The following is a 14,385-nucleotide window of genomic DNA, read 5'->3' as shown; positions in this document are numbered from 1 at the left end:
ACAGGAGGAAACGATGAATCTTAACTTAAAGAAAACAGTTCTTAATGAACTCGTCACGAAGTACGAAGAGAGAGTAGAGGCACTTCACCATGTCATTCATGAAAAGACAGGTGAGGGGTCAGATTTTCTAGGTTGGCTCGATTATGCCGAAACGCTCTCCGAAGAAGAGATCAAAGCCATTGAAGAAAAGGCCAAAGAAGTTCAACAAGCAGACCTTCTCGTCGTAAGCGGTATCGGTGGAAGCTATCTCGGGGCAAAGTGCCTCTATGAAGCGCTCCGTAAGCCTTTTGGACAAAAGCCTGAAGTGATCTTCACAGGAAACTCGCTTTCTACAAAAGACACCTTAGCCCTTCTAAAGTACCTCGAAGGAAAAGACGTCTATGTAAATGTTATTAGTAAAAGTGGAACAACGCTAGAAACGGCATTAAACTTTAGACTCCTTCGTGATTACATGAAAAAGACGTATAAGGACTTTTCGAAGCGAATCATCGCAACGACAGATAGGGAAAAGGGAGCCTTAAGGACGCTTGCAACAAAAGAGGAATATACGACCTTTGTCATCCCTGATGACATCGGTGGACGCTTTTCAGTGATGACGCCCGTAGGACTCTTTCCACTCGCTGCAGCTGGAATTGACATTCGTTCCTTCTTACAGGGAATGAAGGATGCGATTCGTTTCTATAGCACGAAAAGCTTAAAAGAGAATACGGCTTATCAGTATGCGGCTCTTAGAAATATGTACTATGAAAATGGGAAAAAGGTAGAGCTCTTTGTCTCTTTTGAACCGAGACTCTCTTTCTTTAGCGAGTGGTTCAAACAGCTCTTTGGTGAAAGTGAAGGCAAGGACCACCGAGGAATCTTTCCTGCTTCTGCCATCTATTCGACCGATCTTCACTCCTTAGGTCAGTACGTTCAAGATGGGGAGCGCATGCTATTTGAAACCTTTTTTAACGTAAAAGAGGAAGAAGAGGACCTTCTAATTCAAGAAGATCCGCTAAATTTAGATATGTTAAATTATTTAAGCAATAAAACGCTTCAAGATGTGTGCCAAAGTGCTATGATAGGGACGAGCATCGCACACCGCGAAGGGGGAGTAGAAATTATAGAGCTTGAGATGGAACGCTTAGATGCTTATTCCTTAGGAGAAGCCATGTATTTCTTCATGAAGGCCTGTGCTATGAGCGCTTATCTCTTAGGCGTTAATCCCTTTAATCAGCCAGGTGTCGAGGACTACAAAAAAAATATGTTCGCGCTCCTAGGAAAACCCGGAACAGAAGAGAGAAAAGCAGTGCTTTTGGAGCGCATGAAAGAGGTGTAATGAATTCAGTTATTGAAATGATGAAATCGGACATCAAGCCAGCTACAGGCTGTACCGAGCCGATTGCCATCGCACTAGCCGCTGCTACAGCTAAGGATTACTCGAAAGGAGAACTTAAGAGCTTAAAGCTCACCCTTTCAGGAAACATCGTAAAAAATGTCATGGGCGTACAGATTCCAGGAACGCCTTTTATCGGAGCAAAGTATGCAGCCATTTTAGGCTACTTCTTTGGTGAAAGCGACAAGGTCCTTCGCGTACTCGATTCCTTAAAAGAAGAGGATACGGAAAAAGCGAAGGAGATCAACGAGAAGAACCTCGTAGAGGTCAATGTCTACGAAGGAGATCAAAAGCTCTACGTAGGCGTCAAAGCCACGGCTCAAAATGAGGTCGAGGTCATTCTTCAAGAAGATCATACGAACATTACAGATATCATCGTAGATGGTGAGAGCATTCTTAAAAAGGAGCTTCAAAATTTCTCCTTAAAAGAAGACCTACCTTTTACTGTAAGTGACATCATCGATGTCGCACTCGATTCTCCTATCGAGGAGTTGGAATTTATTCTAGAGGGTGTCGAGGTCAATAAGAAGCTCGCTGAAATTGGACTCGAGAAGGAATATGGCCTTCAAATTGGTAAAGAGATCGATGAACAGATTAAACAAGGCATCTTAAAAGACGACCTCTTAAACGTCATGACGCGTGGCGTCTGCAGTGCCGTCGATGCGAGAATGAGTGGTGCCCAGGCGAGTGCGTTTACGAACTCGGGCTCGGGAAATCAGGGGCTCATTACGCACCTTTCGACCTACTTTGCGGCTACATACTTAAATAGCACGCGTGAGGAACTCATTCGAGCAGAAATCCTCTCGAATGCCATTCCGATCTACATGAAAAATCGTTTAGGTAAACTCAGTGCACTCTGTGGTGTGACGAGTGCTTCCAGTGGCGTGAGTGCCGCACTCGTATACCTTTTAAAGGGCGGTAAGGAAGAGATTATTCTCGCTATGAAAAACGTCCTCGCAGGTGTCAGCGGTATGATCTGTGACGGAGCTAAACCAGGCTGTTCGTTAAAGGTTGCAAGTGGCCTTGCGAATGCCGTCCATGCTGCAAGCATCGCCGTAAGAGATCGCGCTGTGAAGGGCTACGAAGGTATCGTAGACCAGGACATTGAAGAGTGCATCAAGCACTACGTCCGCTTAGGTATTGAAGGTATGGAAGTGACCGACAAGGTCATCTTAGATACCATGGTTAAAAAGTGTTAGGAGCATAATATGACCATTTCAGAGCGCATTGAGCGGTTGCCGGAAAGTCGCTTTCTTGTAAGAATTCTCTTGATCTTAGGAGCAGGTTGGGCTTTTGATGCCATGATGACAGGTATGGCAGGTGGAATCAGTGCCGCCTTAAAGACGAGCTGGGGTCTCGATAAGGGAGCCCTAGGCGTCTATTCCTCCATCGCGATGGTGGGAATGGCGGTAGGAGCTGCCTTAAGTGGACGAATGAGTGACCGCATGGGTCGTAAGTCCGTCGTCATCTTAAACCTCTTTCTCTTTAGCATGGGTTCGATCATCGGAGGCTTTAGCGTAAATTACGCGATGCTCCTCGTGACTCGTTTCATCACAGGAATTGGTATCGGTGGTTATCTACCGCAAGCATCCTCTATGCTAAGTGAATTTACTCCGACAAAGATTCGCGGAAAATACGGTGTCCTCTTAGAGAGCTTTTGGGCTTGGGGATGGATCTTTAGCGCCTTAGTCGCTTATCTCATCATTCCAAAGTATGGCTTCCAAGGGGCTCAGTTTACAGGAATCATTCCGCTACTACTCTGTGTGCTCTTTTACTATCTACTTCCAGAGTCACCTCGTTATCTCGCTTTAAACGGAAGAACGAAAGAAGCAGACGCTATCGTCGATAAGATGGAAGAAGCGTGTGGCATTCATGATCACGTGGAGACGGTTCCCTTAAAACCCATGGGAAAGGTGAAGCTTTCTGAGCTCTTTACAAAGGAGCATAAACGCGCCACAATCGTCCTTTGGATCCTCTGGTTTGGCATTAACTTCGGCTACTACGGCTTTGTGCTTTGGACGCCATCATTACTCATTGAAAAAGGCTTCGACATGGTAAAGAGCTTTGAGATGACGCTCATTATGAGTCTCGCACAGCTTCCTGGTTACTACAGTGCTGCCTTTTTAGTGGAGCGCATCGGCCGAAAGAAGCTCGTAAGCATTTATCTTTTCTTAACGGCTGTAGCCAGCTGGTTCTACGGGAATGCAAACTCTGTGACAGAAATCTACATCTACGGTTCCTTCCTGTACTTTTCAGCGCTAGGAGCTTGGGGATGTGTCTATGCCTTTACGCCAGAAAGCTACCCGACAGCTCTACGTGGTACGGGAACGGGCTTTGCATCGGCCTTTGGTCGAGTAGGCGCTTTTATCGCTCCCTATGTCGTTCCGATCGTCTATAATGCCTTTGGTAAAGAGCAAGGCTTTATCAGTGTCTTTATCGTGATGAGTCTCGTCTTTCTTCTTACGGCAGTCATCGTCATGATCTTTGCTGAAGAGACCATGGGAAGAGAACTGGATCGTTAAATTTAAAAAATCTCTTGACAAGCCTCTTTTTAGGGGCTAAGATACACTTACTTAAAGGCGAAGAAGAGAAGAGTAGATAACTCTCGGTCATCATTAGAGAGCCCGGTCAGGTGAAAGCGGGTGTTGAGGAGAATTATTGAAGATGGTCTCGGAGCTTGTGGGCTGATATTTAGGTTCACACGGGGGTGCCCGTTATAGCAACGCAGTATGTTTGTACTGGCAGAGCAATTTATCGCAAGGTAAATTGGTATAAAGGTGGTACCGCGCATAGCGCCCTTTAATCGTATGATTAAAGGGCTTTTTTATTGCAAGAAAGGAGAAAAGGGTGCTGGAATTAAAACACATTACCGTGGACTTCGGTTCACATCGAGCCGTAGATGACGTTTCGATTCAATTAGAAAAGGGAGACCGCTTAGGTATTATCGGGTACAGCGGAGCAGGGAAGAGCACGCTCTTAAGGACGGTAAATAGGCTCCAACGCGTGACAGAGGGGGAAGTTCTCTTTAAGAATGTGAGGATGGATGCCTTGAATGAGAAAGAGCTACTAGAAAAGCGAAGAGAGATCGGAATGATCTTTCAGCACTTTAACCTCCTCGATTCAAAGACTGTAAAAGAAAACATGCTCCTCGCTTTAAAGCACAGCACGCTAACGAAAGGCGAAAAGGAGAAGAAGATCGAAGAGCTCCTCGCTTTCGTCGGTCTTTTAGATAAGATCGAAACTTACCCCAGTAACCTATCCGGCGGTCAAAAGCAACGCGTCGCCATCGCGAGAGCCCTTGCCAATGACCCATCCCTTCTCCTATGTGATGAAGCGACCTCGGCTTTGGACCTCGAAACGAAGCATGAAGTCATCCAAGTCTTAAGGCGTCTTGAGGGGATGACGATGCTCATCGTAACGCATGAAATTCAAGTCATTAAAGAGCTCTGTAATAAAGTCGTCGTGATGGACCACGGACGCATCGTAGAAAGCGGAAGTGTACTCGATGTATTCAGTGATCCGAAGGCTCCGCTTACGCGGTCGTTTTTAAGAAAAGAGCATAAGCTCGAAGGAATCGAGGAGAAGCTTAAGGGCTTGAATCTAAACGAAGAAGAAATCTACGAGCTTTCCTACCGCGGAAAGAGCACGGCAGAACCGATGCTTTCACTCCTCTATGAAAACTTTAAGGTCAAGACCAACATCCTCGCAGGAAACTTTGAGATCATCCAGAATACACCCATAGGTACACTCGTCGTAAGTTTTATCGGAGAACGTGTCGAAGAAGCACTCTCGTTTTTAAAAGAGCACGGCGTTCGTGCTGAGCTTTTAGGAGGAAGAGATGGACTGGTTTAAAAATGTATTGGAAATTCAAGATGTGTTCATCGAAGAAAGCCTTGCGACACTCTACATGTTTCTTGTGACAAGTGCTATCGCAGGCTTCTTTGGACTCCTTCAAGGCATTCACTTGACGCTTTTAGAGCCAGGTGGACTCTATGAGAACAAGCGAATGTACGCCTTCTTAGATAAGCTCGTAAACGTCGGCCGTTCCATTCCCTTTATCATTCTCTTAGCGCTCGTCGCTCCGCTTACAAAGCTCATCGTCGGAACGACCATAGGAAACACGGCAGCTATCCTTCCCTTAAGCCTAGGAACGATACCCTTCTTTGCCAGGCAAGTTCAAAGCGCTCTAAGTGAAGTGAAGCCAGGAATCATAGAAGCCTCAAAGGCCATGGGACTTACAGGGTCAGAGATCGTCTTTCAGGTGATGCTACCGGAAGCAAGAGAGTCACTCATAAGGGCAGCAGCCATTACGGCAATTTCCCTCATCGGTCTTACGACCATGGCAGGAGCGATCGGCGCAGGAGGCCTCGGTAAGGTCGCCATCGCCTATGGTTATAACCGCTTTAAGAACGATATCGTCATTGTAGCTACAGTACTTTTATTATTACTCGTCTTCATCGTTCAAGGAATCGCAAATCTAGCGCTTCAAACGATTAAAAAAAGAAAGGAAAACAAATGAAAAAAATTGCTTTATTACTCGCTATTCTATTACTTTTAACCTCCTGTGGAGGAACCAAGGCTAACGAAGGAACTACTTTAAAGGTCGGTGTCGTAGGAACGAACGAAAAGGAAATTTGGGACTTTGTAAAAGAGAAGGTAAAAAAAGAGGGGATCGATCTCGAGGTCGTAGTCTTTACGGAATACTCTCAGCCGAACCGCGCTTTAAAAGATGGTGATCTCGATCTAAATGCCTTCCAGCACTACATCTTTTTAAACGACTTTAATGCTGCGAATGGCGAGTCACTCGTTGCGATCGGTGAAACGTTCCTCTCTCCACTCGGTGCTTTTTCAAAGAAAGTGAAGAGCCTAGAAGAGCTTAAAAAGGGAGATACCGTGGCCATTCCGAATGATCCGACCAACCTCGGACGTGCACTAAAACTCTTAGAGAGCGCAGGTGTCATCGAAGTCGATCCTACGAAGAAAGAACTTCCTACTGTAAATGACATCGTAAAAAACCCACTTGAACTTAAGATCAGTGAGCTCGATGCAGCCCAGACACCACGCGTCTTAGACGATGTGACGGTATCGATTATTACAGGTGGCATTGCTGTCGACAGCGGCCTCATTCCCGAAAAGGATGCGATCTACTTAGAAAAGCTAACGAAGGCTTCAAAGCCCTATATCAATGTGATCGTTTCACGTAAGGACGATAAGAGACCGGAATTCGATAAGATCGTAAAAGCATTCCAAGCAGATGATACGGCTAAGGTCATTACAGAAGCCTCTAAGGGAGCCAATATTCCAATCTGGAAATTGAACGAGTAAAGAATAAAATTGATCGTAAAACGATAAAAATAGGTTGCAAAAAGAAAAAGTGCGTGCTATGATTCCGTTAGGAGGTACGTATGAAAAAAATTCCTATTTATGCTTTAATCGCTTCACTCGTTGTCGGTGTTTTATTACTCGGGGTTTTCGCACTCTTTCTACCGAGCTATGCAGAAATCAGTGCTGAATTCAATCCAGACATTGCGTTGTTAAAGCTTCCCGCGCTCATTTTAGGGGAAATCATCTTAGTGATGTTTATCCTGAGCTTTCTCATCCTCATCGCTGAACTCATTCGCGTGAGAAAGGGGACAGCCTTTACAAAGAAAACTGCTGGTCGCTTAACACTTGCAGCTTGTCTCTTTGGCGTTTCTCTCATTTCTGGACTTTGCTTGAGCATTCTCTTTTTAGCTTACACGGGGTGGAGCCTCTTAACGGTCGATCTCTTTATTGGTTCATTCGTCCTCTTTGGTGCCATGAACCTATTCCTGTTCTTAAGCCAGCTCATCTCCGATGGTGATTCTATCCGAGAAGAAAACGAGGATGTCATATGACAGAAGAAATTATCATTCGTTTAGATATGGAACTTGCGAGAAATAAGATGACGCTTTCTGAGCTCAGTGAACGAGTCGGTATCACCATCGGAAACTTAAGTAAACTAAAGACAGGAAAAGCTAAAGGTATCCGCTTTGAGACGCTCGCAGCCATTTGTAAAGAACTGCACTGTCAGCCCGGAGATATCTTAGAATACAGGGAATCTTAGATTCCCTTTTTTCGTGTTACAATGCTTCTAGGAGGCACGATGAAATTAATAGCACAAAAAGAACAAATGTTTATCGTTGAGGGCGAGCGCTGTTTTCTAACAAACGAAAGCTTATTAGAAGGCCTAGAAAAAGGATTTACAAAATCCACGGAGTCATGCCTTTTAAGTGAAATTCAGCTCGATAGCCCGATGAAATATCCTAGAAGAGGCGTCATCGCCGTAGGAAAAAATTACCTCGACCACGTGAGAGAAGTCGATGGTCAGACAGGGGGACCCAAAGGCGTTCCAGAAAAACCCATCTACTTTACAAAGAGAGCTTATCCTACAGTAGGTCCGAATGAAAAGGTTCCTTACTATGAGACGCTCGACTACGAAGTGGAGCTTGCGGTCATCATTGGTAAGACCTCGAAGAATCTAACGCTAGCAAATGCAAAGGATGCGATCTTCGGTTACACCATTGCAAACGATCTCTCCATCCGAACAGAGCAGAAGAAACGCTCGCAGTGGGACCTTGCAAAAGGCTTTGATGGGTCGTGTCCTTTAGGGCCCTGGATCATTACAAAGGATGAGTTTTCCCACCCGCTTTCACTTGAGATTCAAAGTTATGTAAACGGTGAACTGCGTCAACACAGTAACACAAAGCACATGATTCATTCGATCGATGAGCTCTTAGTGGATCTTACGAAATACATCACGCTCTATCCGGGAGATATCATACTTACGGGAACGCCAAGTGGAGTCGGTATGGGCTTTGAGCCACCGCGCTTTTTAAAGCCTGGGGATACGATTACATGTACCATAGAAGGCATTGGAAGCTTAGAAAACGAGGTTTCAAATGGCTAAGAATACGGCTATTTTAAAGGGACTCATCTGGATTCTAATTCCTCTTCTTATCCTACTTGCGCTCGTCTTTTATGTGATTTACCGTGCTTTTGACGTCCCTAGAGTGGAGGGAGAAGCGTATAAAGAATTTATCTCATCACTCGAAGAGAAGTATGAGACCACGATTCGTTCCGATCTCCAAAGGGATGGACTCCTCATCATTAAGATCGAAGGGGAGGGGATTCTAGACGAAGCTTCTCAAAATGGTCTCATTGACGCTTTAAGAGAAAAGCTTGAAGAAGAAAAACCAAGCTTTGTAACGAGCCATAAAAGCCTAAAGGATAAGTCCTGGATCAACTGGCAGCTTCTCTTTAAAGACACCTCTACAGGTGAGATCTATGCCAGCCAGGATTTTAGTAAGGGGGAATAATGGATAAGAAAAGAGTTCTCTTTTGGGTCGATGTCGTCTTCTTTATCCTGAGTGCAGGATGTTACCTCGTAAGCTTCTTCTTCCCAGAAAGTGGCTTTCAGGCGATGATTTCAAGAATTCTCTACTTTTCAGGCATGCTCTTTCTATTGATCGCAGTCATTCTCCTTCTTCTTCGCATGCTTCTAAAGCAAGATTCCATGAAGGAGAAGGCCATCCGCTGGATCGTAATGGGATTAGGCGTTGCCTTTATCGTTTATGCCATAGGAGTTCTACGCTTCAGTTTTCGCATGATCGAAGGCGACCTAGAAGCCGGCGCAAAGGTAGAGACGATTACAGAGTATAAGCTTTCAGAGGATGAAAAAAGCCTCTTTATAAAAAGAGGCGATTCCTTTACGGTTTTACGCTTAGCTCCAGAACATGCCAAAAAGGTTAAGGCTTCAAGCGGTAAACCCATCGATGTGAGCATTTATCAAAACAACATGATCTTACTCGATGTTACTCCGAAACAGTAGAGAGGTAGTAGTGGAGAATACTTCCTGTAAGTCCCCAGATGATTTCCTTGGTCATGTAGAAGGGAATGAGCCGGTCGGTTCGGTGGAAGGGGTAATCGGGAAGAGGGAAATTCTCTCCAATCTCTAAGACGTAGCTCGTCGGATGAAGCTCTGGCTTCATGCTTCGAAGCTCTTTTATGGGCACGCTAAAGAGATAGTCGACTTCATCTTTGGAGTAGGTTTCGGGAAGGCCTCCAGGGAGGTATTTACCTACCCAGGTGGAGACAATTTGGTTATGATGTGTAATGAGAAGGTCTAGAGGTCCAAAGATCTCTAGGTCTTCTTCTTTTATCCCGAGTTCCTCCATCGTTTCACGAATGGCAGCTTCTTCGTAGCTTTCGTCTTTTTCGACTCTTCCTCCGGGAAAGCTCACTTCGCCAGGCTGAGCGATCAAGGTCTGGGCACGTTTTTCAAAGATGATTTCTTCTTCGCCGTCAATTTCTGTAAAGAGGATCATGACAGCGTACTTTTTAATGGTAGGGGCAAGCTCTATGGAGCGTCCCTTTAATTCTGTTCGTTTCATAGCACCTCACAGAAGGATTCATACCCTTTTTTTTAGGCTGTGCTATAATCGTCCAGGGAGGAAATATGATTAAAAAATTTATGGCCTACTACAAACCGCATAAGCGCTTGTTCTTTCTAGATCTCTTAGCAGCTTTCTCGGTTGCAACGATCGACCTCATCTATCCAGGCTTTTCAAAAGACATGATCAATACCTACATACCAAACGGTGATATCGCTAGCATTCTTCGCGTGGCTCTCATCGTTCTCGTGCTCTACCTACTTCGCATGGGAGCGCAGTACTTTATGTTAACGTATGGTCACGTCATGGGTGGACGCATCGAATACGCCATGCGAAGAGACCTTTTTGAGCACTATCAGACCATGGACGTGAGTTTCTTCGATCACAACAAGACGGGACAACTCATGAGCCGTTTGGTGAGTGACTTAAATGAAATTTCTGAGCTCGCGCACCACGGACCGGAGGACGTCTTCATTAGTTCTGTGATGCTCGTAGGTTCTTTCGTGATTTTACTTCGAATAAATGCCTCACTTACGCTCATTATCTTTAGTCTCGTCGTTTTAATGATTCTCTACATGCTTCTTACGAGAAAACTCATGAGTAGGGCATCTCACCGCGTACGTGCAGCCAATGCAGAAATGAATGCAAAGATTGAAAACAGCTTAAGTGGTGTGAGACTTACAAAGAGCTTTACAAACGAAGCCTATGAAGAGGACTCTTTCGATGAGATCAACTCCTTACACTTAAGTAGAAGACGAGACTTCTTCCATGCCATGGGTATTTTCCACGCAGGAACGCACCTCATCGTAGATATCATGAGTCTCCTCGTCCTCGTCCTCGGTGGAATCTACGTACAAAAGGGACTGATAAACGTCGGTGAACTCGTCGCATACCTCCTGTATTCGACCTTCTTTATTCAGCCCATTCGCCGCTTTATCGATTTCACGCAGCAATTTACAGCAGGTATTACAGGGTTTGAGCGCGTTCAAGAGATCCTTGCGATAAAGCCTTCGATTAAAGACCATCCCGATGCCAAGGAGCTTCAAAACGTTCAGGGAAAGATTGAGTTTAGAGACGTGAGCTTCGAATACGACAACAAGAATCTCGTCTTAGATCACTTTAACCTAACTATAGAACCGGGAAAGAACATCGCTCTCGTCGGTTCGAGTGGCGTCGGTAAGACGACCGTTTCAAAGCTCATTACGCGCTTTTACGATGTCACAGCAGGTGGAATCTTTGTAGATGGAACGAATATTCAAGATGTAACCATTCGTTCGCTTCGTAAAAACATAGGGCTCGTAGACCAAGATGTCTTCATCTTCTACGGCACCATGAAAGAAAATATTCTCTACGGCAGGCTCGATGCCACATTCGAAGAGGTGGTCGAAGCGAGTAAGCGTGCCCACATTCACGAGTTCATCGAAAGTCTTCCTGAGGGCTACGATACGATCGTAGGTGAGAGGGGAGTGAAGTTAAGTGGTGGACAGAGACAGCGCGTTGCCATCGCGAGAGTCTTTTTAAAGAATCCTCCCATCCTTCTTCTCGATGAAGCGACGAGTGCTCTCGATAATGAAAATGAGCGCCTCGTTCAAGAAGCGCTCCAAGAGCTTTCAAGTGGTCGTACGACACTCACGATCGCCCATCGTTTGACGACCGTTATGAATGCCGATGAAATTTTAGTATTAACAGAAGGTGGCATTTCCGAGCGGGGAACGCATGATGAGCTCATGGCCCTTAGAGGTCAGTACTTTGATCTCTACGAACAACATAAGGCACTCTAGTGTATTCCGAAGGTGTCTTTTGGAGGTAGTAGTAGAGGTTTGAGGCACGAATCTCTAGCTCCAAAAGTCTCCTTTCTAAAGGATCCTCTGGAAGCCAGGTGATCTTTTGAATCTTATCTGGTAGTAGCCTTAAAAGCTCTCTACCTTTTTCATTAAAAGCAAGCGGTCTCAAGTAGCTCGTCTGATAGAGCACTCGGTCCGCTTCTTTTACGTTTAAAAGGCCATGTAAAAGAAGTCTTTTAAGGCGTGCTCTTTTGAAACGAACATTTTGTACCTCACTTAGTAGTTCTTCGAGGGATCGCGTATGGTTTGCGGCCTTTTTTAGTGCGTGTTCGATTCCTTCTTTCATCCCTAACGTATCGGTGAGGTCTTCTGTTAGAAGATACTTAAAGATCATGTCTTCCATCGAATCGATAAAGAGGGGGTTTGTAAAGGGTAGTTCACCGCGCTTAATGGATGCTCTAAGTGCTGTAGCGGAAGGGTATTCCGTGAGCCTTTCATCGTGATAAGAACCCTTTCTTTTTATAACGTGAAGGGAAGGGTGAAAGTCAAGTCGTTCCATCGCTTTTAAGTAACCTAAAGCAAGGATGTCGTTCGGTTTTCTCGTAGCTTCTAAGCTCGTTTGATAGCTTTTACCGCTCTTAAGATTTCTTTTAAAAGCACCTGAACGTTTGAGGCTCTCCTGACGATTGAGTTCTTTATGAAGAGCCTCTAAGTCTCCCGTTTCACTGCCGAAAGAGAGGTCTGTAACAAAGCCTGTCCGCTTTAAAATTTGAAGGGCTCCAAGACTAAAGTACTCACTAGAAGAAGTGGAAAACAAAAAGGGGAGTTCTAGGACGAGGTCCACTCCCATTTCGACAGCGCTTTTCGCGCGTGTAAATTTATCTGTGATCGCAGGCTCTCCACGCTGAACGAAGTTCGAACTCATGACACATACGACGTGTGTCGGCTGAGCTAACCTTTTCGCTTCATTTAAGTGGTAAAGGTGTCCAGGCGTAAAGGGATTGTATTCAGCGACAATGCCTAATACTTTCATAGTTCCATCCAAGGATGATAGTGGCGTCTATCTTCACGTAGGAGGATAGGAAAACGCTTCCAAAGCTTAAGTGCGACTTCGTTTTCCTTGTCGATGTTGGATGTGAGAAAACGATATCCCTTTTCCTTTGCTTTTTCCTTCGTGAGTTCGAGGGCTTCGGTTCCATAGCCCTTATTCCACTCATCGCTTCTGATCCATCCACCTACGAGTGCCGTCTTTTCATCGACAGGGCAGAGGCTAATGACACCTATAACTTTTTCTTCTGCCTTTATTGTAAATGTGTCTACCGCGTCTTCTTTTAAGCTCTGAGCGAGTTTGTAGTATTCTTCAGGACTTACGATTTCAGGCTCAACAAGCCCCATGCTTAACGCAAGATTCGTGTCGTTCGTTAAAATGTCGGATAACGCAATGGCGTGCGTTGCACTCATTTCTTCTAGATTCATAGCATGACCCCTTTTCTTTTACTAATAGTATAACAAAGACCATGACTTTTTTTCCACTTCTTTTTAACGCCTATAAGCTTGAATCGTTCCTTTACTCGTGTCTATAATAGATTGACAGAAAGTGAGGAATAAAATGAAAGTTTTAGTAATCAACTGTGGTAGTTCTTCGTTAAAGTTTCAACTTTTAAATATGGATACGAAAGAACTCATGGCTTCAGGTCTTGTAGAACGCATCGGTATCGATGGTAGCGTATGTACGCTTAAGACACCTGATAAGGAAAAGCACATCACAAAGACGGAGATGCCAGACCACAGTGTCGCACTTAACATCGTACTTAATGAACTCGTAAATCCAAAATACAACATCATTCAAAGCCTTGAAGAGATCGATGCCGTCGGTCACCGCGTCGTTCACGGAGCAGAAAAATATGCTCGTAGCGTCGTCGTAGACGAAGACGTCATGAAGAGTCTCGAAGAGTGCACGCCGCTTGCACCTCTTCATAACCCAGCAAACATCTTGGGTATTCGCGCGATTCAAAAGCTTCTTCCAAAGGTACAAAACGTCGCTGTCTTTGATACAGCGTTCCACCAAACGATGCCAAAGGAAGCTTTCCTCTATGCACTTCCACTTGAAATGTACACGAAGCACGGCGTTCGTCGCTATGGCTTCCACGGTACGAGCCACAAGTTTGTAGCTGAACATGCAGCAAGCTTCTTAGGTAAAGACCTAAAAGACCTCAAACTCATCACATGCCACCTCGGTAATGGTGCTTCCGTTACAGCCATTGAACACGGTAAGAGCATCGATACCTCCATGGGACTTACACCACTAGAAGGTCTCGTCATGGGAACTAGATGTGGTGACTTAGACCCAGCTGTCATCCTTTTTATTATGGAGAAGGAAGGCTTAAGCTTTGACGAGATGGATCACATGATGAACAAAGAATCGGGTATTCTCGGTCTGAGTGGTGTGTCAAGTGACTTCCGTGACGTCGAAGAAGCTGCAGCCAACGGAAACGTACGTGCACAAGACGCACTCAAAGTCTATCGTCGTACGGTTACAAAATACATCGGTAGCTATGCTGCCATCATGGATGGACCAGATGCCATCGTCTTTACTGGTGGTCTTGGAGAAAACAGTGCCATCGACCGTATGGAAATCTGTAAGACATTAGGCTACATGGGCGTAACGCTCGATCCAGAGCGCAACAAAAAGCGTGGAGAAGAGACGCTCATCTCAACTGATGACTCAAAGGTCAAGGTTCTTCTCATTCCTACAAACGAAGAACTCGCCATCGCTATGGATACGGTTTCCCTATTAAAATAGTTGACAAAGAAC

Annotated in this window: 16 protein-coding genes and 1 other annotated feature; of the genes, 13 read left to right on the top strand and 3 right to left on the bottom strand. The window is 45.1% G+C overall.

Annotation, left to right across the window (positions count from 1 at the left end; all coding sequences use genetic code 11):
- Positions 1-13: 13 nt before the first annotated feature.
- The 11 genes from ACUB3H_RS02215 to ACUB3H_RS02165 all read left to right on the top strand — a co-directional run bounded on the left by ACUB3H_RS02215 (position 14) and on the right by ACUB3H_RS02165 (position 9,224).
- Positions 14-1,318: a glucose-6-phosphate isomerase gene (locus tag ACUB3H_RS02215; protein ID WP_459129020.1), complete on the top strand. Its 1,305-nt coding sequence runs from the start codon at positions 14-16 to the stop codon at positions 1,316-1,318.
- Positions 1,318-2,574 (top strand): L-cysteine desulfidase family protein, encoded by a 1,257-nt coding sequence (locus tag ACUB3H_RS02210; RefSeq protein WP_459129019.1) that lies wholly within the window; start codon positions 1,318-1,320, stop codon positions 2,572-2,574. Before ACUB3H_RS02215 ends, ACUB3H_RS02210 begins: the two co-directional genes overlap by 1 nt.
- A 9-nt stretch (positions 2,575-2,583) precedes the next feature.
- Positions 2,584-3,897 (top strand): MFS transporter, encoded by a 1,314-nt coding sequence (locus ACUB3H_RS02205; RefSeq protein ID WP_459129018.1) that lies wholly within the window; start codon positions 2,584-2,586, stop codon positions 3,895-3,897.
- Positions 3,898-3,948: 51 nt separating this feature from the next.
- Positions 3,949-4,178, top strand: a binding site (T-box leader).
- A gap of 44 nt (positions 4,179-4,222) precedes the next feature.
- On the top strand, positions 4,223-5,227 hold the full coding sequence (locus tag ACUB3H_RS02200) for a methionine ABC transporter ATP-binding protein (RefSeq protein ID WP_459129017.1): 1,005 nt from the start codon (positions 4,223-4,225) through the stop codon (positions 5,225-5,227).
- Entirely contained in the window at positions 5,214-5,894 is a 681-nt protein-coding gene (locus ACUB3H_RS02195) for a methionine ABC transporter permease (RefSeq protein WP_459129016.1), read from the top strand. Before ACUB3H_RS02200 ends, ACUB3H_RS02195 begins: the two co-directional genes overlap by 14 nt.
- Entirely contained in the window at positions 5,891-6,700 is an 810-nt protein-coding gene (locus ACUB3H_RS02190) for a MetQ/NlpA family ABC transporter substrate-binding protein (protein WP_459129015.1), read from the top strand. Before ACUB3H_RS02195 ends, ACUB3H_RS02190 begins: the two co-directional genes overlap by 4 nt.
- Positions 6,701-6,780: 80 nt before the next feature.
- Entirely contained in the window at positions 6,781-7,251 is a 471-nt protein-coding gene (locus ACUB3H_RS02185) for a DUF2975 domain-containing protein (protein WP_459129014.1), read from the top strand.
- Positions 7,248-7,460 (top strand): helix-turn-helix domain-containing protein, encoded by a 213-nt coding sequence (locus ACUB3H_RS02180; protein WP_459129013.1) that lies wholly within the window; start codon positions 7,248-7,250, stop codon positions 7,458-7,460. The genes ACUB3H_RS02185 and ACUB3H_RS02180 overlap by 4 nt, the downstream gene beginning before the upstream one ends.
- A gap of 39 nt (positions 7,461-7,499) precedes the next feature.
- Positions 7,500-8,303, top strand: a complete 804-nt coding sequence (locus tag ACUB3H_RS02175; protein ID WP_459129012.1) for a fumarylacetoacetate hydrolase family protein — start codon at positions 7,500-7,502, stop codon at positions 8,301-8,303.
- Positions 8,296-8,712: a hypothetical protein gene (locus tag ACUB3H_RS02170; protein WP_459129011.1), complete on the top strand. Its 417-nt coding sequence runs from the start codon at positions 8,296-8,298 to the stop codon at positions 8,710-8,712. Before ACUB3H_RS02175 ends, ACUB3H_RS02170 begins: the two co-directional genes overlap by 8 nt.
- A complete protein-coding gene (locus tag ACUB3H_RS02165) occupies positions 8,712-9,224 on the top strand; it encodes a hypothetical protein (RefSeq protein ID WP_459129010.1) in 513 nt (170 codons plus the stop codon). The genes ACUB3H_RS02170 and ACUB3H_RS02165 overlap by 1 nt, the downstream gene beginning before the upstream one ends.
- On the opposite strand, the gene ACUB3H_RS02160 is transcribed toward ACUB3H_RS02165, so the two are convergent.
- Positions 9,208-9,786 (bottom strand): NUDIX hydrolase, encoded by a 579-nt coding sequence (locus ACUB3H_RS02160; protein WP_459129009.1) that lies wholly within the window; start codon positions 9,784-9,786, stop codon positions 9,208-9,210. The two genes, ACUB3H_RS02165 and ACUB3H_RS02160, sit on opposite strands and share 17 nt — an antisense overlap.
- Before the next feature lie 65 nt (positions 9,787-9,851).
- Here ACUB3H_RS02160 and ACUB3H_RS02155 point away from each other — a divergent pair, with 65 nt between their 5' ends.
- Positions 9,852-11,567, top strand: coding sequence for an ABC transporter ATP-binding protein (locus ACUB3H_RS02155; RefSeq protein WP_459129008.1), 1,716 nt, complete (start codon positions 9,852-9,854; stop codon positions 11,565-11,567).
- On the opposite strand, the gene ACUB3H_RS02150 is transcribed toward ACUB3H_RS02155, so the two are convergent.
- Together ACUB3H_RS02150 and ACUB3H_RS02145 are read right to left on the bottom strand one after the other, a co-directional pair.
- Positions 11,521-12,603, bottom strand: a complete 1,083-nt coding sequence (locus tag ACUB3H_RS02150) for a tRNA(Met) cytidine acetate ligase (RefSeq protein WP_459129007.1) — start codon at positions 12,601-12,603, stop codon at positions 11,521-11,523. The two genes, ACUB3H_RS02155 and ACUB3H_RS02150, sit on opposite strands and share 47 nt — an antisense overlap.
- Positions 12,600-13,046, bottom strand: coding sequence for a GNAT family N-acetyltransferase (locus ACUB3H_RS02145; protein WP_459129006.1), 447 nt, complete (start codon positions 13,044-13,046; stop codon positions 12,600-12,602). Before ACUB3H_RS02145 ends, ACUB3H_RS02150 begins: the two co-directional genes overlap by 4 nt.
- Before the next feature lie 133 nt (positions 13,047-13,179).
- Between ACUB3H_RS02145 and ACUB3H_RS02140 the strand changes: the two genes are divergently transcribed.
- Positions 13,180-14,373 (top strand): acetate/propionate family kinase, encoded by a 1,194-nt coding sequence (locus ACUB3H_RS02140; protein WP_459129005.1) that lies wholly within the window; start codon positions 13,180-13,182, stop codon positions 14,371-14,373.
- Positions 14,374-14,385: the final 12 nt, after the last annotated feature.

The organism is Guggenheimella bovis (assembly GCF_054492335.1).
This window is presented reverse-complemented; position numbering and strand designations above follow the sequence as displayed.